The organism is Pseudomonas sp. B14-6 (assembly GCF_013260315.1).
GTDB lineage: Bacteria > Pseudomonadota > Gammaproteobacteria > Pseudomonadales > Pseudomonadaceae > Aquipseudomonas > Aquipseudomonas mandelii.
In genome coordinates, this window is sequence record NZ_CP053929.1 from 2,142,215 (window position 1) to 2,164,494 (window position 22,280).

Genomic DNA, 22,280 nt, shown 5'->3' on the forward strand with positions numbered 1-22,280 from the left:
ATTCCCTGTCAGAGCTCTACAGCGCACTTTTACGGCGTCCTGCCGACCGAAAACAGTCTCTAATTTTGCAGCTCACGCACATAGGCCTGGCACGCCGCCAATGCAATCAGTCCTTGGTCGCCGTCGTCGGTGATTCCGATAACTCGTTGAGCATGCGCTGGGTCAAGTCTGACGCGCGCGCCTCCATGAACACGCCGACGGCTGCGGTACCGGCAAGCACTGGGTCGCCACTGCCTGGATCCTCGGCAAGGAGGACTGACAGCCGCAAATCAGAAGTGGCAAGGCGATCGCGCAGGCGAGCCTGATTGGTCTGTGCATCTTTCAGTTCCTTGTGGTGGGTTTCGTCGCTGGCCGACAGCCGCTGCTCGATCGCGAGTCGCTTGTCCTGGTTGGCGCGCATCTGGTCGGCGGCCGCGTTGCTGATGGCGGTCAGGTCGTCCTGATGCAGCCCGGCCTGTTCTGCGCGCTGCTTGCCGTAGCGCCAGTCCTGAACCTTCCAGGTGACGCCAGCGGTTGCCAGCACCAGCAATAGGATACCGACCAGTTTCCATGCCGCGGGACTCACGACACATCCTTGAAGAAAACGCGACCACCAAGCCTCCGCGTTTCTTTGGCTTTCACCGCCCAGTCCGGAGCCTTCTTCATGGTGATGGCGTAATAGTGCGTGGCACCGCCGGTTGGATCTGGCACCTTGCCATCGATCACCTGATCAGCAGCGATCCGCGCTTGGGCAAGCTCCCGGAACGGAATCGCTTTGGCCCCGATCAAGGACGGATAGTTCGGGTCGCTCTTATTCCAGCAGCTGAACTGATACGGCGCCTGGCAGACACCGGCATAGCCCTCGCCCCACCACGACTTGGTCTTGCCATCGTTCACACGGTTGCGAATCGTCCAGGCCACGGCAATCTGCCCAGCCAGGCTTTCACCACGAGCCTCGCCCCACAGCGTGCGGGCGAGGACATCGCAGTCTTTCTCGGTAACTGACATCGCTTTTCTCCAGGCGAAAAAAAACCGCTCAATGCGGCCCTGTCGATTCAATGCTGGGTGAAAGCCGGAATCTGGTTATGCAACCTTGACCCGGATGTTTGCGCGGCCGTCAGGCAGCACGTTCTGCACGATACCCACGGCTCGTCGGTATTGCTCAAACGTAAGTACAGAAGCAGGGAATGCGATCCCAATGATGGAATCACCATCCGCCTCAGGAACGATAAAGTCACCCGGATGCGCACCCAGCACATTGACCGGAACCTGTCCGGCGAATGCCATTCGATCCACCTTCATGCGCTCCAGCTCAAGACGCACTTGAAACGCCTCCATCTCGGCTTGGAACACTAGGTAAGGCGAGCCCTCATCACTGAGAGCTCCCCCTGCTTAACGAGCATGGCCAGTCGTGTGGCCATCAGAGCAAAGGCGAAAGGAATCTGCTTACTACCAAGCGTGCGAAGAGCTTTCGAAAGCTCCTCCACATTGGTACGGGCGTCGATCTTAAGCATTTGCCATCACCTATGCTTGCGGCGATCAACCTGCTCGGCTGGGGCTTTATCGCAACCCATGCAGTGTTCGCAGTTGAGGGTTCGGCAGAGCCAGCCTTTAACCGTCAGCCACCACGTAACCATGAAGATATGGCGAACACCGGCCAATGCCAGCGACACATGCAGTGTCAAACCCGCTGTAGTCGGGTTGAAGAAGATGTTCTGGGTTCGAGTCATCACAACGAAGCCACTGATGGCGATCGTTGAATAGATGATCTTCCCGACAATGCCGTCTCTCACCTTCCCGCTCAGCACGCACCAGGTAGCCCATAAGGCAATCAGGCCGCATGCAATCAATAGAGTTGATTAGTTCGAAGTTCATGGTGGATTACCCCCGCCGAACCGCTGACGGATGATCGCCCAGAGGTCCGCGGCTTTGATGGCGCGATTGATCGCCGCCAGAAGTGAGCCGCTGAAGGTGCCAAGTAAAAAGCCGATGCCGGCGACGATGCTCGGCTCTGTGACACCGAGATAAGCACTGACCATGCCTGTCAGGTACAGAGAACAAGCCACTCCAGTGACCAAGAAAATTGCCAAAGCTCGCCAATCAGTAAGGTCGTCCTTGTGCCACCAACTGGCAACAATTGCTCCAATCAAGCCCGCGATAAGCCATTCAGCTTTGTCGATCAGGCGATGCAGTAGATCCATGCGCTCGACTCCGACTCTGCATGACTTGATTTGAATCAGCTCCAGCAGCACTCCCAGCTCGGAGCAATGGGTGTGGTGGAGCTGAAAACGAAAAAGCCCCGGCGAATGCCGAGGCTCTGTGGACAGTAGAAAGCAAAAAGCCCAACTTCAGAGTCGGGCTTTGCTCGCGGAAAAACCGCAAAGTACCTGAAATCTATAGTTAGCCCCCGGTCCTGTCAACTCCCTCGCGATGTAATATCATGTTGCCTGCATCCTGCGCCAACGACCGCGCCAACGGAGCCACACGCCATGTTCAAAAAAAGGAGTTTTAATTGAAAAGACTATTTATCTTCGCTCTCACATCTGCAATGTCCCTTTCCGCTCAAGCTACCCAATGGCGACAATTCACATCCACTATGTACGTTCTCGATCCAGCGGAGAACCAACAAGTAGTTGCTATGGCAAGCCTGTTCGAAGGAGAACAGATCGTCATGAACCTGGTGGATATGACGGGTTCGTTTTGTAGAGAAGGCCAAAACAGTGCCGTTATGCCAGCTGGCCCTTACAAGGTGAATGGCACGAACGTGAAGTTCGTTCAGGCCTGCATTAACGGAAAAAGAATCCTGTCACCGGAAACCGTTAAAGGAAAAGCATTCTTGGCTAAGGCAATCACTGCTGGCCCAGCAACCGTAGAGCTCGAGGGAAGCATTCTCCTTCATTTCTCTAGCGAAGATTTTCAGTCAGCCAAGAAGGCAATGGTTGATACAAATTCGGCACTCTGACCACCCGAAATACTTGGATGGCGCACAGCGGACTTATGCTGCGGCGCCTTCTCCCTAGCACATTTTTAAGCAGCCACTCGACGAATATCTAAAGCACCATCAATCCAAGCAATTCCTGCCTTCCAAAGCTGCCTGGTCTTCTCTTCACCGAAGCCCAGTTTCTTGCCTACATCCATCAGTGCCTTATCGCGAGAGGTGTAGTACCGCATGAGCACCTGACCACATTCCGGGTAGCGCTTCAGCAGACGGCCCATCAGACCGTCAATCATCAGTGCATCATCATCGGTGATCATCGGCGACAGGACCGTCTTCTCGCGAGAGGCGCAGCAGGATACACCCGAACCCAGCACGACCCAGCGGCCCTAATGCTCCAGCAGATCCTCGGCGGTACGCTCTTTAAATGTTGGTGTGAAAGCCATGACTCAATCCCCTGTGAAGTTCGAAGCGCCGGCACCGCGGCGGTTGTTCTGTTCGTGTTGTTCCTGGGCACCGCCGATGACATGGCGAGCCTTGGCGATCTCGGTGAGCGCGTCCTTCAAGCGCGCATTGAGTACCGGCACAACGTAGCTCAACGGAAGAGTCTGGAGCGTATGGCAGCAAACCCATCCCGACCCCAGGCAGTGCTCGCACTCGAGAAGTGAAAGATCCCGAGCCGCATACCCTTGCCCAGGTAGATGTTGCATTCGACGATGAACTTCAGTTCGCGCTTCTGGAGTGATCCGTGGAGCTTCTTCATAGCTGACCAGCCATTGCCACAGAATCTTCCATGGCCAATCCGGCAGGCTCAGCCCCTTCCATGCCCTGATCAAATGCAAAGGCAACATATTTGATCGCACCACGGACAGCTTCCGAGAGCGAATCAACCACTGACTTGAGTTGGTCGCGCTCAGATCGAACCTGATCCAGCAGGCAGCCGGAAGTGTCGGTAAATGCATTCAGCCCATCGCAGACCTTTGCCAGCAGCTGGTCTGCCGTAAGTTCTGTAGCGTTGTAGCCTCCAGCACCTAACTGGCATGCAATTGCGCGCATACCTTCGTCGTATCGCTCCTTCTCGGCGATCAGGGCCACGATCAGTTCTGGTTTGCAGGCCGCCTCAAATTGCGCCCAGCGATTGAGCATCTCGACTGTCGTGCCTTTGCCATGGATCGCGTCGGCCAGGCGCTTCAGGTCGGCCAGGTCGGCTAAATCAGCTTGAATTCGCATTTTTAAACCTCGCCTATGGTTGATTCTTGAAGTGCCTCGCAGGCCTTATGTTCCGTGGCTTATGGGGCATTACCGGAATATCCCAATCTACTGCCGGGCAATCCGTGAATCAGGTCAAAACCACGCTGATCTAAATGCGCATGCCACTTCTCCAGGGCATCGCGCTTGCGACTCATCACGTCTGATTGGACGTACACCTTCACGTTGTGGCCCATGGAATGGTTGATCAGTAGTTCACTGATCAGATAGTCAATGCCGATGTCTGCCCAGCCGGTACGCGCCACCTTGCGAAGGTCGTGACTGGTCCACTCACCTTTGCCCAGCCGGGTGAACACGGCACTGGCCTGGCCTTCACTCAATGGCTTTACGAGCAGCAGAAATTCCCGACGGAATACATCCAGGCGCTACTGGGCCATGCGGACGAGAAGATGACGAAGCACTATCAGGAGGGGCACGACGAAAAGAAGATCGAGTACTTGGAGGTGAGCGCCGAGTTGGCGTTCTGAGGTGGGAGTTTTGCAAAAGTTTTGCAAATCGCAGAAAGCAAAAAGGGGTCACCGTTTCCGGTGACCCCTCTAGACCGCCCAGCAGAGCGGATTTTGTTTGGTAGGCGCGATTGGACTCGAACCAACGACCCCCACCATGTCAAGGTGGTGCTCTAACCAACTGAGCTACGTGCCTGCTGTGAGGCGGCATTCTACGGAATTCCGGAGGGGTGTCAACACCTTTTTTCGAGCTAACCCTATGAATATGCAAAATATTTAATTTAGCGGCGGTTAAGAAGATTTTCCGGTGGCTGGCGGTCGATTTTTAACTCGGGTAGGATCGAGGCACTCGTAAAATATATTAAACAGAGGCAGCCGGATGGCGAACACCCCCTACCCCGAATCCTATTACGCCGCGTCGGCCAATGCGGTTCCGCCGCGCCCGGCCTTGCAGGATGACGTAGAGACTGATGTCTGTGTGATCGGTGCCGGTTACACCGGTCTGTCCTCAGCCCTGTTTTTGCTGGAGAACGGTTTCAAGGTCACGGTGCTGGAAGCCGCCAAGGTGGGTTTTGGTGCGTCGGGCCGTAACGGTGGACAGATCGTTAACAGTTATAGCCGTGACATTGATGTGATCGAACGCAGCGTCGGTCCCAAGCAGGCTCAGTTGCTGGGGCAAATGGCGTTTGAAGGCGGGCGGATCATTCGTGAGCGGGTCGCCAAATATAATATCCAGTGCGACTTGAAGGACGGTGGCGTGTTCGCTGCAATCACTGCCAAGCAGATGGGCCATCTGGAATCGCAGAAACGCCTGTGGGAACGTTTTGGTCATACGCAGCTTGAGTTGCTGGATCAAAAGCGCATACGTGAAGTGGTGGCCTGCGAGCACTACGTCGGCGGCATGCTCGACATGAGCGGCGGGCACATTCACCCACTCAACCTGGCATTGGGCGAAGCGGCGGCGGTCGAGTCGCTGGGCGGTACTATTTATGAGCAGTCGCCAGCGGTCCGCATTGAGCGCGGCGCGAATCCGGTGGTGCATACGCCACAGGGCAAGGTCAGGGCCAAGTTCATTATCGTGGCCGGCAATGCCTATCTCGGCAATCTGGTGCCGGAACTCGCGGCCAAGTCGATGCCTTGCGGCACTCAGGTCATCACCACCGAGCCTTTGGGCGATGAATTGGCCAAGCGTCTGCTGCCGCAGGATTACTGCGTCGAGGACTGCAATTACCTGCTCGATTACTACCGCCTGACCGGCGACAAGCGCCTCGTCTTCGGGGGTGGTGTTGTCTATGGCGCGCGGGATCCGGCGAACATCGAAGCGATCATCCGGCCGAAGATGCTCAAGGCGTTCCCGCAACTCAAGGACGTGAAGATTGATTACGCCTGGACCGGCAATTTCCTGCTGACCCTCTCGCGCCTTCCCCAGGTCGGACGGATCGGCGACAACATCTACTATTCCCAGGGCTGCAGCGGCCACGGCGTCACGTACACGCACCTGGCGGGCAAGGTGCTGGCCGAAGCGCTGCGTGGCGAGGCTGAGCGTTTCGACGCGTTTGCCGATCTGCCCCACTACCCGTTCCCCGGCGGGCAATTGCTGCGCACACCGTTTGCCGCGCTGGGTGCTTGGTATTACGGGCTGCGGGACAAGTTCGGGTACTAAGAACGACTGAAATCCTTTGTAGGAGCGAGCCTGCTCGCGAAGGCGGCGAAACAGTCAACATGGATGTTGGATGTGCCGGGCTCTTCGCGAGCAGACTCGCTCCCACAAGGGGAATGGTGTCTAAAGTCGATCCCGTGCGATGCCGCTGCGGATTCGCAGAATGTCGGCGAGTACGGCGAGGGCAATTTCCGCAGGGGTTTTACTGCCCAGATTCAGGCCGATGGGCGCATGAATCCGCGCCAGTTCTGCGTCTCCCAACCCACCAATCCTGCGCAACCGCTCGAAGCGCTTCTGCGAGGTCTGCAGGGAGCCCATCACACCGATGTAAAACGCCTCGGTGCGCACGGCTTCCATCATCGCCAAATCGTCAATGCGCGGATCGTGAGTCAAGGCCACCACCGCGGTGTCGCTGTGGCAGCCGCCATCAGCAATGAACACGGACGGCAATTGACGACGAATCTCAACGTTTTCCAGCACGACACCTTCCAGCACCTCGTCGCGCGGATCACAGAGAATCACCTCGAACCCGAGGCCAACCGCAAACTCCGCGCACGCCTGGGCGACGCTGGAATACCCCGCCAACAGCAAACGCTGAGCCGCGCCGATCCGCACGCGCACCCGATCAATCTCCCGTTCGATGCGCACGCCCTGCTCACGATCAATGAATAGGCTGCGTGCACCGCTGGCCAGATCGATCTCGCGGATCAGCCGCCGCTGGCCGAGCAACGCTGACTCCAGTTCACGCACATGAGCCTGAACCTCGCACCCGGATTCGAGCTTCTCCACCAGTACATCGAGCACACCACCGCAGGGCAAACTCACACGAGAATGCGGATCGTCGCCTTCGCCATAACGGACCACGCTGACCGCATCAACAAACGCGCCCTCGGCGACGCGTTCGAGAAAGTCTTCCTCGACGCAGCCGCCGGACAGCGAGCCTATCCATTGTCCGTCGGTATTCACCGCCAGCAACGAACCCGGCGCGCGCGGCGCCGAGCCATAGGTGGCGAGCACCGTGCACAGCCAGATGCGCTGGCCGGCCATCGACCATTCCAGCGCCCGGCGCACGACTTGCAGATCGAGATGCTGCATGTCAGTGCGCCTTGTGCTCGAGTGGCGGTGCATCGGCGCGCAACGCCCGCACGTCGCTCACGGCCAGATCACCTGTCTGACCACCCCACCCTTGACGCAGGTAGTTGAGCAGATCGGTGAGTTGCTCGTGACTGAGCTTCTCAGCGAACCCCGGCATCGGTTGCATGTGTTCGAACCCGGTGAATTTCTGCTCACCAATGCCGTCGTCGATCACCCGCACCAGGTTGCGCGGGTCTTCCAGGCGCAGCGTGGTGTTGCCGCGCATGGCCACCGCGATGTGCGGCTTGCCCTCGCCGCCGACCGCGTGGCAACCGGCGCAGACGTTCAGGTAATCCTGACGACCGCGCTGGGCGCTGGCACCGAGCTTGTCCAGCGGCACGTCGGTCAGTACCTTCGCGGTCGGCGGTTGATCGCCGAGCAGGAAGGTCGCCATCGCTGCCAGGTCCGGGTCATTGAGGCCTTGGGTGCTGTTGTGAAACACCGGGAACATCTCGTTGAACATCGTGCCCTGGGCGCTCATGCCATGTTTGAGGAACGTGCTCAGGTCTTGATGATTCCAGCCGCGAGCGGCCAGGTCGTTGGCCAGCAGGCTAGGCGCCAGATAGCCGTTGAGCACGCCGCCGGTCATGCGCTTGTCCTGCTGCATCGCGCCCGGCAATCCGCGCGGGGTGTGGCATTCGCCGCAGTGACCGAGCACATCGACCATGTACTGGCCGCGCTTCCAGGCTTCGCTTTTGCCGTCGGCCGGCGCCAGCTTCACGTCCTTGCCGTAGAGCATGTTCCAGCCCGTCAAACCCAGGCGCACGTTGAACGGAAAGCTCAGGCTCGTGACCGGCGCTGCCCGTTCGATCGGCTCGACGGTTTTCAGGTACGCGTGAATCGCATCGGAATCTGCGCGCGGCATCAAGTGATAGGAGGTGTACGGCATCGCCGGGTACAGGTTCGCACCATCGCGACGCTTGCCCTCGGTGAGCGCGGCGAAGAATTCGTCATCGTTGTACAAACCGATGCCGTGCTCTTTGCTCGGGGTGATGTTGGTGCCGTAGATCGTGCCGAACGGCGAGACGATCGGCAGCCCACCGGCATACGGCGCGCCACCCGGCGCGGTGTGGCAGGCCATGCAATCGGCGGCGCGGGCGAGGTAGGCACCACGAACGACTTGATCATCCGCATGAGCCAGCAACACAGACGCAGCCAGACTCACCGCCAACGCCAGACGGGACAGTAAATGCTTCATGCTCAACCCTCCTTGACCAGGCCGAGATCGGTCAGCACGTTGCGCGTCGCGCTGTAATACCGCACGTAGCCGGTGCAGCGGCAGATATGGTGACCGAGGCTGTCCTCGATGACTTTTTCCAGCTGGCTTTTGACGATGGGCTGACGTTGCAGCTTCTCCACCAACACCGTCGCGGCATTTACAAAACCCGGTGCGCAGTAGCTGCACTGGAAGGCAAATTCATCGACGAAGCGCTGCTGGATCGGATTGAGTTCGGTGACCTGGCCCTGTTCATCGCGGGTCGCGTGGCCTTCAATGGTCCGCACTTTTTTGCCTTCGAAATAGTGCGCACCGGTGATGCAGGTGCGCACTTCTTCGCTGGTGCCGTCCGGGTTGTCGACGATCACTACGCAGGCGTGGCAGATGCCCTGGCCGCAACCCAGGCGCGAGCCGGTGAGGTTTTTGTATTCGTGCAGGTAATCGATCATCGGCAGGTCATCAGGGATGTCCACCGGGCCGACGGATTGACCGTTGAGGGTCAGTTGAAGCGGACGGTTAGCCATTGAGGGCCTCCTTGATGCGGACAGAAGTGATAGGCAGGTCGCGGACCCGTTTGCCGATGGCATGCGCCACAGCGTTACCGATGGCACCTACCACCGGGATCATCACCACTTCGGCGATGCCCTTGGATGGATCGCTCGGCGACAGCGGCGGCAGGATTTCGGCCGTCTGCGTCCACACCGCTACGTGGCGCGCCATCGGCAAGCGGTAACGGTTGAAGTTCCAGTCACCCTCCCCCGGCCCGCCTTCATACAGCGGCATCTCCTCCATCAACGCATGGCCGATGCCCATGGCGATCCCGCCTTCGAGCTGGCCCTTGACCAGTTCTTCCACCAGCACCCGACCGCACTCGACCCACGAGTGGTGGTTGAGCACCTGCACTTCGGCGGAGCCCTTGTTCACTTTCAGTTCCACCAGCGTCGCCACCGGGCTGTAATACGTCACCGCCGCGTTGTTCAACTGCGTGTCCGGGTAATGCACGTTCTGGCGATCCAGCAAGTGAAAACCGGCACTGTTCATCTGTGCCTTTTTCACGCTCGGCGCACCGTCGCCATACTTGACCGCCAAGCCGTCCAGCGGCAGACGTTCACGCACGCCGTCGATGCTGAACTCGGCCTCGGCCCAGCTCCAGCGGTTGAAACCGTGCACGGTCGCGCCGGTCACCAGGCCTTTTTCGTGGGCGTGCCTGGCCAGTTGCTCAAAGCTCAGCGGCTGCATGCCGTTGGCGGTGAGTCGGCCGTCGACCCAATGCGCATCTTCACGGCGCACCACATACGGGTTGGCCTGGCCGCCGTAAGGGCCCTGACCCCAGATCTGCAACGCCGCCGGCCACAAACCGTGGTTGAACAACACGCGCGCAGCTTCACGGGTGGCGTGGCTGAAGTAATAGGCGGAGTTGGTCGCCGATGAGGCCGAGGCGAGTTTGCCGACCCAGCGCGGATTGCGCAGCACAGTGTCCTGCTCGGCCTGGCTCATGAGGTACGGGTTGCCGCCGGTGATCAGCTGCAACTCTTTCCATTCGGTCTCGCCGGTCTTCACTTCAGTCGCCGGGACGCCAAGGAAATCCGCCACGACCAAGGCTTGCGAGGTGGACATGCCGGTGCCGATTTCGATACCGATGTGGCGCAGGGTGATGTGCCCATCAGCGGTGAATTCGATGCTGGCCATCGGCGCTTCGGAACCGGTGCCGAAGTCTTTCTGGCAGATGGCAAAACCGACGCCGTACCAGTTGTCCGGGTCCCGCGCTTCGCGCTGCTTTTTGATCGCGTCGCGGTTTTTCCAGACTTCGTGGACAGCGGCTTTATCGAGAATTTCGTGCAGGCGCAACGCGCCTGCCGGCACCGCGCCCTGGGTGTTTTTCATGCCCGAGACCATGGCGTTTTTCTTGCGCAGATCAATGGCGTCAATGCCGAGGCGATCGGCAATCTCATCGACCATCATCTCGGTGGAGGCCATGCTTTGCAGGGTGCCGTATCCACGCATCGACCCGGCTTCAACGGCGGGGGAATGGTAGGCGGTGACCTGCAAATCGTTCTGCGGCATGTAGTAGATCGACTGCGCCGCCGTGGCGCCAACCGCCGCGACAGAGGGGCTGTAGTTGATCCGTCCACCGCCGTCGACGTTCATCTCGGCGCGGAAAATCTTGAAGCTGTGATCGGTCTTGTCGACCGCCAGTTGGTAGCGGATGTCGAACGGGTGACGCTTGATGCCGCTCTGGAACTGCTCGTAGCGATCGTTGGCCAGACGCACCGGCACACCGGCGCCGTACAACGCCGCAAGCGCCGCGTAGTACACGAAAATGTTGTGATCTTTGGAGCCATAACCGACGGTGTAGCCCGGGTGCATGTTCAGGTTGGCCAGGCCGAAACGCGACGGTGCGATCATCTTCGCGGTTTCGGTCGCGGTCTCTAGCGGGCACTGGGTGGCGACGACAAAATGCAGGGTTTTGGTCGCTGGGTCGTACCAGCCGTTGCCGTTGTCTGGCTCCATCGCGGCCGGTTCGATTGACGGGGTTTTGTAACGCTCGTCGAACACCAGCCAGTTGTCTGGTGGCGTGTCGATTTGCTGCTTCATGCGCTCGGCGTAGAACAAGCCGCGCTCGGTCAGGTTGCCGTGCAGGTTCGGTTGGGAATTCCACACCGGACGACGGTTGCGCAGCATCGGGAACAGGATCGAATCCTTCAGGCTGGCGAATTCGTCTTCATCCGCCGAGGTCGCCCCACCGACGCGCACGTAGCGGAAACTGCCGTAGGGATCGCTTTCGTAGAACGGCACTTTGTCGCCGTAACGAATCGCTTTGTCATTGAATTTGAGTTTGGCCTTGGCCTGGCGGAAGCGCTCGAAGTCGTTCCAGATCAGGATCGCCACGGGATGGCCGATGAACATCGGCACCTTGCCCTCCGGCAGCAGCGGATCCGGCGCGTGCTCTTCCGGGAAGGCGATGCCGTCCTTGTCCAGGTCGGCGGCGGTGACGATGCGGTCCGGCTGCAAGTCGGCGCCGAGCCACGTCAGGTCGTAACCGGCATAAATGCGATCGGCCTTGGTGGTCTTCAGCAGCATGGCGTGGCCTTGTTGCTGCGGCCAGCCCGGCATGTCCTTGGCGCGGATGTCGCGGGCAAACACTTTGCTGCCGCAGACCTTGGACAAGGCATCGTTACGCGAGCGCGCCTTGCCGTTGTTGCCGAGCCATTGCTCGGAAGGCACGGTCACGCTGTTTTCCATCAAGGCCGCCAGCGCCTGACTGCTGAGCGGCGTGAGCGTCACGCTCACACCCGCCACCAGCCCGCCCTGAAGGAACGAGCGCCGGGATATTTCACGGTTGGACATGGATCATCCTCTGGGCGGTTATGGGTCCGCCCTTCTGGTTATGTTCTGGGGATCTCGAGTCTTGCAGAAGCCCTTTTTGACGAGGCAAAGGGCTGTGTTGACAGTGCAAAGCTGACCGAAAGGTTAACTTTATAGATATATCGGCTTGTAGAAAACAACTGGCAACAAAAATCTGACCAAATAATCAGAAAACCGCCGCTTTCCGGCGAAGCAAATCGATGAACAAACCCAACTCCCGGCTGATGTGTTCGCCCTTGCGCAGCAACAATCCGAATGGCGCCAGTTGCACATCCAGCTCCACCGGCAGCGCCACCACCAAACCCATTTTCAGGTAGTCGCGCAACGCGGTTTCCGAGAGCACCATGATGGCGTCGGTCAGTTGAATCAGTTGCTGCATCGAGTACACCGAGCTGCATTCGATGATGTCGGCGGGTGTCGGCAAGGCCAGGCGCTGCAAGGCCTGATCCAGCCCGATGCGCGCCGGGCTGGTTTCCGGCTGCAGGATCCACGGCCAGCCGCTGACCAGTTCCGAGAGTTCGAGCGTTTCCCGTTGCACCAGGGGATGACCGGCGTGAACGACAACCAGCAACCGTTCGTTGCCCAGTTGTTCGAACTCGTAATGTTCGCTGTCGGTGGCAGCGTTGCGACGGGCAATGGCGAGGTCGATGCGGCCCTGCTCCAGCAACTGGATCACCTGATCGCTGGTGTCGCCCATGATGCGAATGCGCAACTGCGGATTGAGCGCCTTGATTTCGGCAATCGAATCCATCACCAGGTCGGGCGCGGCGCCCATGATGGTACCGATGGACAGATAACCATAACCGCCCTGCTGCCGCGCGATCAGGTCTTCGGCGCAGCGGTCGAGGCCGCTGAGGGCGGATTCGGCGAAACGAATCAACTCGCTGCCCAGTGCTGTTGGCCGCATTCCGCGCGGCAGGCGCTCGAACAGGTCGCAGCCGAACATGTCTTCAATCTCATGCAGCATCCGGGTCGCCGCCGGTTGCGACATGTTCAGGCTTTGCGAGGCGCGGTGCAGGTTCTGACTGCTGCTGAGCGTCACCAGCATGTGCAAATGCTTGTAGCGCAGGCGGTTGAGCAGGCTGCGGGAGATGATCGGCGTGGTCATGGCGGGCCTTTGTTATCGATACCTTGAAGGTATCAGTTGTGAGCTATATTCGATTTGTAACGCATCGATCCGCGGCCGTACAGTCTTTCCCATAAGAACAAATGCCCTACCAAAGGAAAACTGCGATGAAGACTCTACCTGCGCCTCTGCTCGCCAAAATTTCCTGGCGGCTACTCCCCTTCCTGCTACTGATGTACATCATGGCCTTCCTCGACCGCGCCAACGTCGGGTTCGCCAAGCAAGCCTTTCAAGCCGACACCAACATCAGCGACGCTGCCTTCGCCTTCGGCGCCGGGGTGTTTTTCGTGGGTTACGCGCTGCTTGAAGTGCCGAGCAATCTGATCCTGCACCGTGTCGGCGCCCGCCTGTGGATGTGCCGGATCATGGTGACCTGGGGGCTGGTCTCCGCCGCCATGGTCTTTGCTCACACCGAAACCAGTTTCTACGTCCTGCGCTTCTTGCTGGGCGTGGCCGAGGCCGGTTTCTTCCCCGGCGTCATCCTTTACCTCACCTACTGGTTCCCCAGCGCCGCGCGCGGCAAAGCCATGGGCTTTTTCTACTTCGGTGCACCGCTGGCGTTCATCTTTGGCAGTCCGTTGTCTGGCTTGCTGCTGGAGCTGGACGGATTTGCCGGCGTCCACGGCTGGCAATGGCTGTTCGCGGTTGAAGGCTTGATGGCCACGGCGGTGGGCGTCTGGGCTTATTGGTATCTGGACAATCGCCCGGCCGACGCGAAGTGGCTGACGGTTGAAGAACGCCAGCAAGTGCAAGGCATCCTCGATCAAGAAGACAGCCACAAACAGAATCATGGCCGCAGCCTGCTCAATGTTCTGTGCCAACCCTCAGTCCTGTACTTGTGCCTGATTTATCTGCTGATTCAGGCCAGCGTCTACGGCGTGGTGTTCTATCTGCCGACCCAGGTCGGCGGGCTGCTGGGCACCAAGGTCGGGCTGATGGTCGGACTGGTCACGGCGATCCCATGGATCTGCGCGATAGTCGCGGCGTACCTGATTCCCGGCTACAGCGACCGCACCGGCGAACGTCGCCGCACCGCCTGCCTGACGTTGCTGATGTCCGCAGCCGGAATCGCCTGCTCGGTGACCTTCGCCAGCCCGTTCCTCGGCATCGTCGCCCTGTGTTTCGCCGCTTCGGGTTTCATCGCTGTGCAACCGGTGTTCTGGACCTTTCCTTCCAGCTATCTCGCCGGCAGCGCCGCTGCAGCCGGGATTGCCCTGATCAACTCGTTCGGCGCCCTCGGCGGCTTCATCGCCCCGGTCCTGAAGAACTGGGCCGAAGGCGCCTTCCATTCACCGGCCGCAGGCTTGTACGTGCTGGCCGGCACCACCGTCATCGCCGCGTTGCTGGTCCTGGGCATCCGCTCACCCGTCCACAAGCCTTCCAACACACCGGCCACCGTTTAACCTGAGGAGTCACACCATGGGCATTCCAACCATCAAACACGTCCGCGCCTTCACGTTGAGAGGCGGCGGCGCGGATTATCACGATCAGGCGGACGGTCACTGGATCGACGATCACATTGCCACGCCGATGAGCAAATACCCCGAGTATCGCCAGAGCCGCCGCACCTTCGGCATCAACGTGCTCGGCACGCTGGTGGTCGAGATCGAAGCCAGCGACGGCACGGTCGGTTTCGCCGTCACCACCGGTGGCGAGCCTGCCGCGTACATTGTCGAAAAACACTTGGCGCGTTTCCTCGAAGGCGCACGGGTCACCGACATCGAAAAAATCTGGGACCAGATGTACCAATCGACCCTGTATTACGGTCGCAAAGGCATCGTCATCAACACGATCTCCGGGGTTGATCTGGCGTTGTGGGACTTGCTCGGCAAGATCCGCAAAGAGCCGGTGCATCAGTTGCTCGGCGGTGCGGTGCGCGACGAATTGCAGTTCTACGCCACCGGCGCCCGTCCGGACCTGGCGCAGAAAATGGGCTTCATTGGCGGCAAGATGCCGTTGCATCACGGCCCGGCCGAAGGCGAGGAAGGCCTGCGCAAGAACCTCGAAGAACTGGCGACCATGCGCGAGCGGGTGGGCCCGGACTTCTGGCTGATGCTCGATTGCTGGATGAGCCTGGACCTCAACTACGCCACCAAGCTGGCGGTCGGCGCCCACGAGTACGGCTTGAAGTGGATCGAAGAGGCTCTGCCGCCGGACGATTACTGGGGCTACGCGGCCCTGCGCAACAACGTGCCCAAAGGCATGCTGGTGACCACTGGCGAACACGAAGCCACCCGCTGGGGTTTCCGCATGCTCCTGGAAATGGGCTGCTGCGACATCATCCAGCCGGACGTCGGCTGGTGCGGCGGGATCACCGAACTGGTGAAGATTTCCGCCCTGGCCGATGCCCACAACGCGCTGGTGATTCCTCACGGCTCTTCGGTGTACAGCTACCACTTCGTCGCCACCCGGCATAACAGCCCGTTCGCCGAGTTTCTGATGATGGCGCCGAAGGCTGACGAAGTGGTGCCGATGTTCCACCCGCAATTGCTCGGCGAACCGGTGCCGGTGAACGGCCGCATGCGCCTGTCGGCACTCGACCAGCCAGGTTTCGGCGTGACCCTGAATCCGGAATGCCACCTGCATCGGCCGTACAACCGCTGAGAAAGGACCCCGCTATGAACATGCCTCACAACGCTTTCAAGGCCGCGCTGAAAAATCCGGCGACCCAGTACGGAATCTGGGCCGGTTTCGCCACCGGCTACGCCGCCGAAATCGTCGCCACCACCGGTTACGACTGGATGCTGATCGACGGTGAACACGCGCCGAACACCGTGCCCGGCGTACTCGCGCAATTGCAGGCGGTGGCGCCCTACACCACGGCGCCCGTCGTGCGTGCGGTGACGGGCGACGCCAACCTGATCAAGCAACTGCTGGATATCGGTGCGCAGACGCTGATGATTCCGATGGTGGAAACCGCAGAGCAAGCGGCCGCCCTGGTGCGCGCCATGCGCTATCCGCCGCATGGCATTCGTGGCGTCGGCGGCGGCCTGACTCGCGCCACGCGCTGGGACGGCGTGCCGGATTATTTGAACACCGCCCATGAGCAGTTGTGCCTGATCGTTCAGGTGGAATCGCGGATTGGCGTGGAAAACGTCGAAGCGATCGCCGCCGTCGAAGGCGTCGACGCGGTGTTTATCGGCCCGGCGGATTTGTCCATCGGCCTCGGCCATGCCGGCAACCCTGGCCATCCTGACGTTCAGGAACGCATCCAGCACGCAGTGAAAGCAACGCTCGCAGCCGGCAAGGCTTGCGGCATCCTCGCGCCGAACGAAGAAGACGCGCGCCGCTATCAAAGCTGGGGGTGTCAGTTCATTGCCGTGGCCATCGACATCAGCCTGCTGCGCCAAAGCGCCATGGCCACCCTGGCCCGCTATCGCACACCAGCCACCGAACACGCGCCGTCGCGCACTTACTGATAAGCCAAGGAGTCGCCCCAATGTCGTCCGTGCCCGTGTACGAAAACTTCATCAACGGCCAGTTCGTGGCCAGTACCGACCATCTCGATGTGATCAACCCGGCCACGGGTGTCATGCTGTCGAAAGTCCCGGCCTCGACGGCCGAAGACGTCGACCACGCCCTTGCCGCCGCGCGCGCCGCGCAAAAAGACTGGTCGCGCAAACCGGCGATTGAACGCGCCGGGCATCTACGCCGGATCGCCGCCAAGCTGCGGGAGAACGTCCAGCACTTGGCCCGCACCATCACCCTCGAACAAGGCAAGGTCAGCGGCCTGGCGGAAGTGGAAGTCAATTTCACCGCCGACTACCTCGACTACATGGCCGAGTGGGCCCGGCGCATCGAAGGCGAAATCATCACCAGCGACCGGCAGAACGAAAACATCTTTCTGTTTCGCAAACCACTGGGCGTGGTCGCCGGGATTCTGCCGTGGAATTTCCCGTTTTTCCTGATCGCCCGCAAGATGGCGCCGGCCCTGCTGACCGGCAATACCATCGTGATCAAACCCAGTGAAGAAACCCCGAACAACTGCTTCGAATTCGCCCGGCTGGTGGCCGAAACCGATCTGCCGGCGGGCGTGTTCAACGTGGTTTGCGGCGATGGTCGAGTGGGCGCGGCGCTCAGTGCGCACAAGGGCGTGGACATGATCAGCTTCACCGGCAGCGTCGACACCGGTTCGCGAATCATGGCCGCCGCCGCACCGAACATCACCAAACTCAACCTGGAACTGGGCGGCAAGGCGCCGGCCATTGTGCTGGCGGATGCCGACCTTGATCTGGCAGTAAAAGCCATTCGCGATTCGCGGATCATCAACAGCGGTCAGGTGTGCAATTGCGCCGAGCGGGTGTACGTCGAACGCAAGGTCGCCGACTCGTTTATCGAACGCATCGCCGCGGCGATGAGCGCCACCCGTTATGGCGATCCGATTGCCCGGCCAGAGGTGGAAATGGGCCCGCTGATCAACCGTCAGGGCCTGGACAGCGTCAACCGCAAAGTGCGCACGGCCTTGAGCCAGGGCGCGAGTCTGATCAGCGGTGGGCAGATTGCCGATTTGCCGAACGGCTTTCACTTCCAGCCCACGGTATTGGCCGGGTGCAGCGCCGACATGGAGATCATGCGCGAAGAGATTTTCGGCCCGGTGCTGCCGATCCAGATTATCGACGACCTCGACGAAGCCATCGCCCTGGCCAACGACTGCGACTATGGCCTGACTTCGTCGATCTACACCCGCGACCTCAGTAAAACCATGCACGCAATGCGCGAGCTGGATTTTGGTGAGACTTACGTCAACCGCGAGAACTTCGAGGCCATGCAGGGCTTCCATGCCGGGGTGCGTAAATCCGGGATTGGCGGCGCGGATGGCAAGCATGGGCTTTACGAGTACACCCATACGCATGCGGTGTATTTGCAGGGCTGAGTCTTGCGGCGTTGCTGATGCCGCTATCGCGAGCAGGCTCGCTCCCACAGGGGTTTTGTGTTGTTGCATACATTTAATCAACAACACCAATCCCCTGTGGGAGCGGGCCTGCTCGCAATGGCGTCGGGTCAGTCAACGCGATGCCGTCAGAAGTCGACGGTCGCCGAAAGCAGATAGGTCCGCGGTGTCGACAGCGTCAACCCTGGCTCACTGTCATCCGACGCCCCGGCCGAACTCCAGTAGCGCTTGTCGGCCACGTTCTCGATGTTGGCGCGCAATGTGATGTTCTTTTCCTCGACCTTGAACGCGTAGCGTGCGCCCACGTCGAAACGCTCCCACGAGTCGATCTCCTTGTTGTTGGACTGGTCCAGATACTGCGAACTGGAATAGATGCCCCGGCTGGTGAGGGTCAGGCCCTGCACGGTCGGCACGTCCCACTCGGCGCCCAGGTTGACGTTGTATTTCGGAGTGGCCGGCGCCCGGTTGCCGTCGAAGGTGCCATTGGCGGTGTTGGTCAACTCGCTGTCGATATACATGACGCCGCCGAGCAGGCGGAAACCCTCGAGCGGCTCACCGAACACACTCAGTTCCACACCCGTGTTTTCACGCTTGCCGTTCGGGCCGAAAACCCGCGTGGTGGCGTTGGTCTCATAGGCCGGCTGCTTGATCCGGAACACCGCAGCGGTCATGGCAAACGCGCCGGCGTCATACTTGGCGCCGACCTCGACCTGGCGGCTTATGAATGGCGGGAAAATCTCGTCTTCGTTGATCGAGGTCGACGGTGCGATCTTGCCTTGGCTCAGGCCTTCCATGTAGTTCGCGTACAGCGACAGCTTATCGGTGGCCTTGAACAGGATGCCGCCCGACGGCGAAACCTTTTCCTCGTCGTAGGCGGTGTCGCCTTTGACGTTATCCGACCAGTCGTCGACCTTCACCCGCTGCCAGCGGGCGCCCAGGGTCAGCAGCAGCCGGTCATCGAAGAATCCCAGGGTGTCGGACAAGGCCACGCCGCTGAAGCGGTTCTCGGTATAGACCTTCGGATCCTGGCGCGTCGGCCTGACCGGCGTCGGCGTTTCCACAGGGTTGTAGAGGTTGCTGGGGGCCGCCGCGTAACGTGCGCCGCCATTTTCGAAGTCCATGTAGAAATAACTGGCCGCCAGGTTCACCTCATGGCTCACCGGGCCGGTATGAAACCAGTTGCGCACCCCAGCCGTGGCCGTCCGGACGTTTTCGTCGCGGGTGAAATCACGGGGTTGGACACTGAAATCGCCCTTGTCGTTGGTGACCGCGACGGCATGCCGGAGAAAATCATGATTGCTTTTGCGCGCGCCCACACCGCCGTAGAGCATCACGGAATCGTTGACGTCGAATTCGGCGTTCACCGTGCCGAAAGTGTCGTTGGTACTCGCCTTGCTCCAGGGTTGCGCATAGTTGTGACGCACATCGCTGGCATGTGGAACCTGCGCGTTGGCGTTGACCTGCACCCGCTCCTGCGGCGCGTCGGTATCACGCTCGGTACGGCCGACGTCCGTCGAGAGACGCAGGCGTTCACCGCGAAAATCCAGGCCCAGCACGGCCATCTCGCGGTCGACATTCTGCTGATCCCATTCGGTGTCGCCGGACTGCTTCACGCCATTGAAACGAATGCCGAACTTGTTGTCTTCACCAAAGCGCCGGCCAACATCCACTGCGCCGCCGACCTGGCTGTCGGAAGAGTACATACCGGTAAACGAAGTAATGGGCTTGTCGGTGGCGCGCTTGGCCACCACGTTGATCCCGCCACCCACGCTGCCCCGCGGCGAGATGCCGTTGATCAGTTGGCTCGGACCTTTGATCACATCGACACGATCGGCCATCTCCATGTCAATCGTATAAGTCGGCAACACACCGTAGAGACCGTTGTAGGCGACATCACTGTTGAACAGACTCAACCCTCGAATGGTGAACTGCTCATAGCGCCCACCCGCCGGGTTCGTGGCACGAACCGATGGATCGTTGGCGATCAGGTCGCCCAAGGTCCGCGCCTGCTGGTTCTTGACCACCTCGCTGGTGTAGGTGGTCATGCTGAACGGCGTTTCCATGAAATCTTTGGAGCCCAGCAAGCCTTGCGAACCGCGACGCGCAACCTGGCCGCCGGCATACGGATCACCGCCCACCGGGTCGATGGAACCGAGAATCGAGGTTGCGCCGAGTTGCAGACCGCTGCCTTCGGGCGCCGGGGTCAGGATGTAGGCCTGCTCGCCCACCGGTTGCAGTTGCAGACCGGAACCCTGCAACAGCCGCGCAAAGCCCTCCTCCACGGCGAACTCGCCGGACAGACCGGGGCTGTTGCGACCGCTCACCAGCGCCGGGTCCACAGACAGATTGACCCCGGCCAGACCCGCGAAACGAGTCAGCGCTGCACCAAGGCTGCCTGCCGGCACCTGATAACTGCGTCGAGGCGCGTCTTCGGCCCAACCGGCGGTGATAAACAACGGACAGGCACTGAGGCTCAGCAACAGGCTCAAGTGCATTAACGGGCGCAGGCGGGATGAAGCCAAACGCGGACTCGACGGGAACACTGCGGGCATTGAAGAAGCTCTCTTGATTCGTTCACTTGCCTTGAATGACAAGCGACGCGAAAAAAGGGGACACCCTTCAAACACTATTTTTGCGCGGCAGCAGCGTGACCCAATAACGCGTACGCGAATGCACCTCCAGCGGCAAGCTGGCCGCTAACAGCGTGAGGATACGATCAGTGTCTTCCAGGCGAAAACTGCCGGTGACACGCAGGGATTCCAGTTCCGGCTCCCAGCGCAGCACACCCGGGCGATAGGTGCTGAGTTCACGCAGGAAATCCCCCAGAGGCTGGTTCTGTGCCATCAACACACCGTCTCGCCAGCCTGGAGCAAGCACGTCGAAGGGCTCTACAGCGCCGGCACCTGCCGCCTGAAGGCTGACTTGCTGGCCTGCGCGCAATGAAAAGACCGGTCCGCGCAAAGGCTCCAACTGCACCGCGCCGTTGAGCACCGACACCCGGCAACCCGTCGGCCACTGGCGAACACACACTTCGCTCTGACTGACGACTACCTGGCCGAAGTGAGTCTGGATCGTCAGCGGCGACGAACCGGGGACTTTCAGGGCTATTTCGCCCTCCACGAGCTTCAGTAGCCGAGTGTTCAGATCGATATCGACGGCGCTCGCGGTGTTCAATTGCAGCGAGCTGCCATCGGTCAACCGGACTTTCTTGCCCTCGCCGGTCGCCGTGCGCAGGTCGGCGCCCCAGACATCCAAAGGCAACTGCCGACTGATCAGCCAGGCAGTCGGCACCAACGCCACCGCTCCCACGGCGCGCTTGAGCACCGCACGCCGGCTCGGCTGCGGCCTATCCAGACTGGCCATCGCCAATGCTGACGGCAGGTCGCTAAAACGTTGACGCAAGCGTTGCGCTTTCTGCCAGGCCTGTTCGTGACTGGAATGGCTGTCACGCCAGGTCTGCAACTCGGCACGGTCCTGCTCATTGGCAGTGCCCGATTCCATCAGCGCCAGCCACTGCGCGGCAGCCCGCATGACTTGGCGGGCGTCGGCCGAAGGGGCTGAACCGATCACAGGTCCACCAGCAGGCAGTGTTCGTAGGCTTGGGCCATGTAGCGCTTGATCGTGCGTTCGGAGACTTGCAGGCGCTCGGCGATTTGCTGGTAACCCAGGCCTTCCAGTTGGCTCCAGAGAAATGCCCGTCGTACCGGGGTCGGCAATCCATCGAGCAATTCGTCGAGGGCTTGCAGGGTTTCCAGCAGAATCCAGCGCTGCTCAGGGGATGGCACGCAGTCTTCGGGCAGCAGCGCCAGGGCGTTGAGGTAAGCCTGTTCGAGGCTGCGGCGCTTGTAGAAGTTGGTCAGCAGCCGTTTGCCCACGGTCGCCAGGTAGGCGCGGGGCTCTTGCAGGTCAGCAATGTGCTGGGAGCTGGCGAGCACACGCACGAACGTATCCTGGCTCAGGTCCGCCGCATCATGACCATTGCTCATGCGCCGCCTCAACCAGTTTTCGAGCCAGCCGCGATGGTCGCGGTACAAGTCATGGAAGGTTTGCTCCTCCGGCATCGCTGCATCGCTCATTTCAAGAAGCCCTGTGCCAAGGAGTTATCGTAAATGAGAGTGATTCTAATTAATGTCAGGCGTGCGAAGGAAGCCCTTTATGCATCGACTGAGCAGAAAGGTTCATTGGGGAGGGTATGGATGAGAGAAAAGCCAAATCGCAGACACAAAAAACCCCGGTCTTTCGACCAGGGTCTTTGCTA

The 22,280-nt window shown here is 60.2% G+C and carries 21 protein-coding genes, 1 tRNA gene and 3 pseudogenes; 7 read left to right on the forward strand and 18 right to left on the reverse strand.

Features of this window, described 5'->3' with window-relative positions; genetic code table 11:
• Positions 1 to 59 precede the first annotated feature (59 nt).
• The 5 genes and pseudogenes from HP062_RS09720 to HP062_RS09740 form a co-directional block, all read right to left on the reverse strand.
• A pseudogene (locus tag HP062_RS09720) lies at positions 60 to 565 on the reverse strand (lysis protein).
• Complete coding sequence (locus tag HP062_RS09725) at positions 562 to 987, reverse strand: cell wall hydrolase (RefSeq protein ID WP_172791344.1); 426 nt, start codon at positions 985 to 987, stop codon at positions 562 to 564. The pseudogene HP062_RS09720 and the gene HP062_RS09725 overlap by 4 nt, the downstream one beginning before the upstream one ends.
• Positions 988 to 1,062: 75 nt before the next feature.
• Positions 1,063 to 1,302 carry a hypothetical protein gene (locus tag HP062_RS09730; protein WP_172791345.1) on the reverse strand — a complete coding sequence of 80 codons (240 nt, stop codon included), beginning with the start codon at positions 1,300 to 1,302 and terminating at the stop codon, positions 1,063 to 1,065.
• A gap of 197 nt (positions 1,303 to 1,499) precedes the next feature.
• Positions 1,500 to 1,854, reverse strand: a pseudogene (locus HP062_RS09735) (hypothetical protein).
• Entirely contained in the window at positions 1,851 to 2,180 is a 330-nt protein-coding gene (locus HP062_RS09740) for an MFS transporter (RefSeq protein ID WP_145306067.1), read from the reverse strand. The pseudogene HP062_RS09735 and the gene HP062_RS09740 overlap by 4 nt, the downstream one beginning before the upstream one ends.
• A gap of 311 nt (positions 2,181 to 2,491) precedes the next feature.
• On the opposite strand from HP062_RS09740, the gene HP062_RS09745 reads away from it, so the two are divergent.
• Complete coding sequence (locus HP062_RS09745; protein WP_083376291.1) at positions 2,492 to 2,941, forward strand: hypothetical protein; 450 nt, start codon at positions 2,492 to 2,494, stop codon at positions 2,939 to 2,941.
• Between the two features lie 65 nt (positions 2,942 to 3,006).
• Here HP062_RS09745 and HP062_RS31045 read toward each other — a convergent pair whose 3' ends face one another.
• The 4 genes and pseudogenes from HP062_RS31045 to HP062_RS09765 form a co-directional block, all read right to left on the reverse strand.
• On the reverse strand, positions 3,007 to 3,234 hold the full coding sequence (locus HP062_RS31045; protein WP_256666151.1) for an antiterminator Q family protein: 228 nt from the start codon (positions 3,232 to 3,234) through the stop codon (positions 3,007 to 3,009).
• Between the two features lie 129 nt (positions 3,235 to 3,363).
• Entirely contained in the window at positions 3,364 to 3,513 is a 150-nt protein-coding gene (locus HP062_RS09755; RefSeq protein ID WP_156877437.1) for a hypothetical protein, read from the reverse strand.
• A 160-nt stretch (positions 3,514 to 3,673) separates the two neighbouring features.
• Positions 3,674 to 4,144 carry a hypothetical protein gene (locus tag HP062_RS09760; protein ID WP_172791346.1) on the reverse strand — a complete coding sequence of 157 codons (471 nt, stop codon included), beginning with the start codon at positions 4,142 to 4,144 and terminating at the stop codon, positions 3,674 to 3,676.
• Positions 4,145 to 4,203: 59 nt separating this feature from the next.
• Positions 4,204 to 4,509: pseudogene (locus HP062_RS09765) on the reverse strand (site-specific integrase); the annotation flags it as partial.
• Between HP062_RS09765 and HP062_RS09770 the strand changes: the two are divergent.
• Positions 4,441 to 4,650, forward strand: a complete 210-nt coding sequence (locus HP062_RS09770; protein WP_083376289.1) for a hypothetical protein — start codon at positions 4,441 to 4,443, stop codon at positions 4,648 to 4,650. The pseudogene HP062_RS09765 and the gene HP062_RS09770 overlap by 69 nt on opposite strands.
• Positions 4,651 to 4,748: 98 nt before the next feature.
• Here HP062_RS09770 and HP062_RS09775 read toward each other — a convergent pair.
• Positions 4,749 to 4,825: transfer RNA gene (locus HP062_RS09775), tRNA-Val, on the reverse strand.
• 183 nt (positions 4,826 to 5,008) lie between these two features.
• Here HP062_RS09775 and HP062_RS09780 point away from each other — a divergent pair.
• Positions 5,009 to 6,292, forward strand: coding sequence for an FAD-binding oxidoreductase (locus tag HP062_RS09780; RefSeq protein ID WP_172791347.1), 1,284 nt, complete (start codon positions 5,009 to 5,011; stop codon positions 6,290 to 6,292).
• Between the two features lie 120 nt (positions 6,293 to 6,412).
• Here HP062_RS09780 and HP062_RS09785 read toward each other — a convergent pair whose 3' ends face one another.
• From HP062_RS09785 to HP062_RS09805, 5 genes are all read right to left on the reverse strand, one after another.
• Positions 6,413 to 7,384, reverse strand: coding sequence for an XdhC family protein (locus HP062_RS09785; RefSeq protein WP_172791348.1), 972 nt, complete (start codon positions 7,382 to 7,384; stop codon positions 6,413 to 6,415).
• A 1-nt stretch (position 7,385) separates the two neighbouring features.
• A complete protein-coding gene (locus HP062_RS09790; protein WP_172791349.1) occupies positions 7,386 to 8,621 on the reverse strand; it encodes a cytochrome c in 1,236 nt (411 codons plus the stop codon).
• A 2-nt stretch (positions 8,622 to 8,623) separates the two neighbouring features.
• Complete coding sequence (locus HP062_RS09795) at positions 8,624 to 9,163, reverse strand: (2Fe-2S)-binding protein (RefSeq protein ID WP_010455997.1); 540 nt, start codon at positions 9,161 to 9,163, stop codon at positions 8,624 to 8,626.
• Positions 9,156 to 11,987 carry a xanthine dehydrogenase family protein molybdopterin-binding subunit gene (locus tag HP062_RS09800; protein ID WP_172791350.1) on the reverse strand — a complete coding sequence of 944 codons (2,832 nt, stop codon included), beginning with the start codon at positions 11,985 to 11,987 and terminating at the stop codon, positions 9,156 to 9,158. The genes HP062_RS09795 and HP062_RS09800 overlap by 8 nt, the downstream gene beginning before the upstream one ends.
• A gap of 184 nt (positions 11,988 to 12,171) precedes the next feature.
• On the reverse strand, positions 12,172 to 13,113 hold the full coding sequence (locus HP062_RS09805; RefSeq protein ID WP_010456001.1) for a LysR family transcriptional regulator: 942 nt from the start codon (positions 13,111 to 13,113) through the stop codon (positions 12,172 to 12,174).
• A 125-nt stretch (positions 13,114 to 13,238) separates the two neighbouring features.
• Here HP062_RS09805 and HP062_RS09810 point away from each other — a divergent pair, with 125 nt between their 5' ends.
• From HP062_RS09810 to aldA, 4 genes are read left to right on the forward strand one after another with little or no spacing between them, the layout of a single operon-like run.
• On the forward strand, positions 13,239 to 14,534 hold the full coding sequence (locus tag HP062_RS09810; protein ID WP_010456004.1) for an MFS transporter: 1,296 nt from the start codon (positions 13,239 to 13,241) through the stop codon (positions 14,532 to 14,534).
• Positions 14,535 to 14,550: 16 nt separating this feature from the next.
• Positions 14,551 to 15,735, forward strand: coding sequence for an L-rhamnonate dehydratase (gene rhmD, locus HP062_RS09815; RefSeq protein ID WP_172791351.1), 1,185 nt, complete (start codon positions 14,551 to 14,553; stop codon positions 15,733 to 15,735).
• A gap of 14 nt (positions 15,736 to 15,749) precedes the next feature.
• A complete protein-coding gene (locus tag HP062_RS09820; RefSeq protein ID WP_172791352.1) occupies positions 15,750 to 16,550 on the forward strand; it encodes an aldolase/citrate lyase family protein in 801 nt (266 codons plus the stop codon).
• A gap of 20 nt (positions 16,551 to 16,570) precedes the next feature.
• Positions 16,571 to 18,004, forward strand: a complete 1,434-nt coding sequence (gene aldA, locus HP062_RS09825) for an aldehyde dehydrogenase (protein ID WP_172791353.1) — start codon at positions 16,571 to 16,573, stop codon at positions 18,002 to 18,004.
• Positions 18,005 to 18,150: 146 nt separating this feature from the next.
• Here the strand turns inward: aldA and HP062_RS09830 are convergent, their stop codons facing one another.
• The 3 genes from HP062_RS09830 to HP062_RS09840 form a co-directional block, all read right to left on the reverse strand.
• Complete coding sequence (locus HP062_RS09830; RefSeq protein ID WP_172791354.1) at positions 18,151 to 20,574, reverse strand: TonB-dependent receptor; 2,424 nt, start codon at positions 20,572 to 20,574, stop codon at positions 18,151 to 18,153.
• 67 nt (positions 20,575 to 20,641) lie between these two features.
• Entirely contained in the window at positions 20,642 to 21,592 is a 951-nt protein-coding gene (locus HP062_RS09835) for a FecR domain-containing protein (protein WP_102594066.1), read from the reverse strand.
• Positions 21,589 to 22,098, reverse strand: a complete 510-nt coding sequence (locus HP062_RS09840) for a sigma-70 family RNA polymerase sigma factor (RefSeq protein WP_042932721.1) — start codon at positions 22,096 to 22,098, stop codon at positions 21,589 to 21,591. The genes HP062_RS09835 and HP062_RS09840 overlap by 4 nt, the downstream gene beginning before the upstream one ends.
• Positions 22,099 to 22,280 lie beyond the last annotated feature (182 nt).

Excerpts from the sequence above, each read along its gene's own strand:
- HP062_RS09725 (WP_172791344.1), bottom strand. The coding sequence starts at position 987 with ATGTCAGTTACCGAGAAAGACTGCGATGTCCTCGCCCGCACGCTGTGG.
- HP062_RS09740 (WP_145306067.1), bottom strand. The coding sequence starts at position 2,180 with ATGGATCTACTGCATCGCCTGATCGACAAAGCTGAATGGCTTATCGCG.
- HP062_RS31045 (WP_256666151.1), bottom strand. The coding sequence starts at position 3,234 with ATGATCACCGATGATGATGCACTGATGATTGACGGTCTGATGGGCCGT.
- HP062_RS09760 (WP_172791346.1), bottom strand. The coding sequence starts at position 4,144 with ATGCGAATTCAAGCTGATTTAGCCGACCTGGCCGACCTGAAGCGCCTG.
- HP062_RS09780 (WP_172791347.1), top strand. The coding sequence starts at position 5,009 with ATGGCGAACACCCCCTACCCCGAATCCTATTACGCCGCGTCGGCCAAT.
- HP062_RS09785 (WP_172791348.1), bottom strand. The coding sequence starts at position 7,384 with ATGCAGCATCTCGATCTGCAAGTCGTGCGCCGGGCGCTGGAATGGTCG.
- HP062_RS09790 (WP_172791349.1), bottom strand. The coding sequence starts at position 8,621 with ATGAAGCATTTACTGTCCCGTCTGGCGTTGGCGGTGAGTCTGGCTGCG.
- HP062_RS09795 (WP_010455997.1), bottom strand. The coding sequence starts at position 9,163 with ATGGCTAACCGTCCGCTTCAACTGACCCTCAACGGTCAATCCGTCGGC.
- HP062_RS09800 (WP_172791350.1), bottom strand. The coding sequence starts at position 11,987 with ATGTCCAACCGTGAAATATCCCGGCGCTCGTTCCTTCAGGGCGGGCTG.
- HP062_RS09805 (WP_010456001.1), bottom strand. The coding sequence starts at position 13,113 with ATGACCACGCCGATCATCTCCCGCAGCCTGCTCAACCGCCTGCGCTAC.
- HP062_RS09810 (WP_010456004.1), top strand. The coding sequence starts at position 13,239 with ATGAAGACTCTACCTGCGCCTCTGCTCGCCAAAATTTCCTGGCGGCTA.
- rhmD (WP_172791351.1), top strand. The coding sequence starts at position 14,551 with ATGGGCATTCCAACCATCAAACACGTCCGCGCCTTCACGTTGAGAGGC.
- HP062_RS09820 (WP_172791352.1), top strand. The coding sequence starts at position 15,750 with ATGAACATGCCTCACAACGCTTTCAAGGCCGCGCTGAAAAATCCGGCG.
- aldA (WP_172791353.1), top strand. The coding sequence starts at position 16,571 with ATGTCGTCCGTGCCCGTGTACGAAAACTTCATCAACGGCCAGTTCGTG.
- HP062_RS09830 (WP_172791354.1), bottom strand. The coding sequence starts at position 20,574 with ATGCCCGCAGTGTTCCCGTCGAGTCCGCGTTTGGCTTCATCCCGCCTG.
- HP062_RS09840 (WP_042932721.1), bottom strand. The coding sequence starts at position 22,098 with ATGAGCGATGCAGCGATGCCGGAGGAGCAAACCTTCCATGACTTGTAC.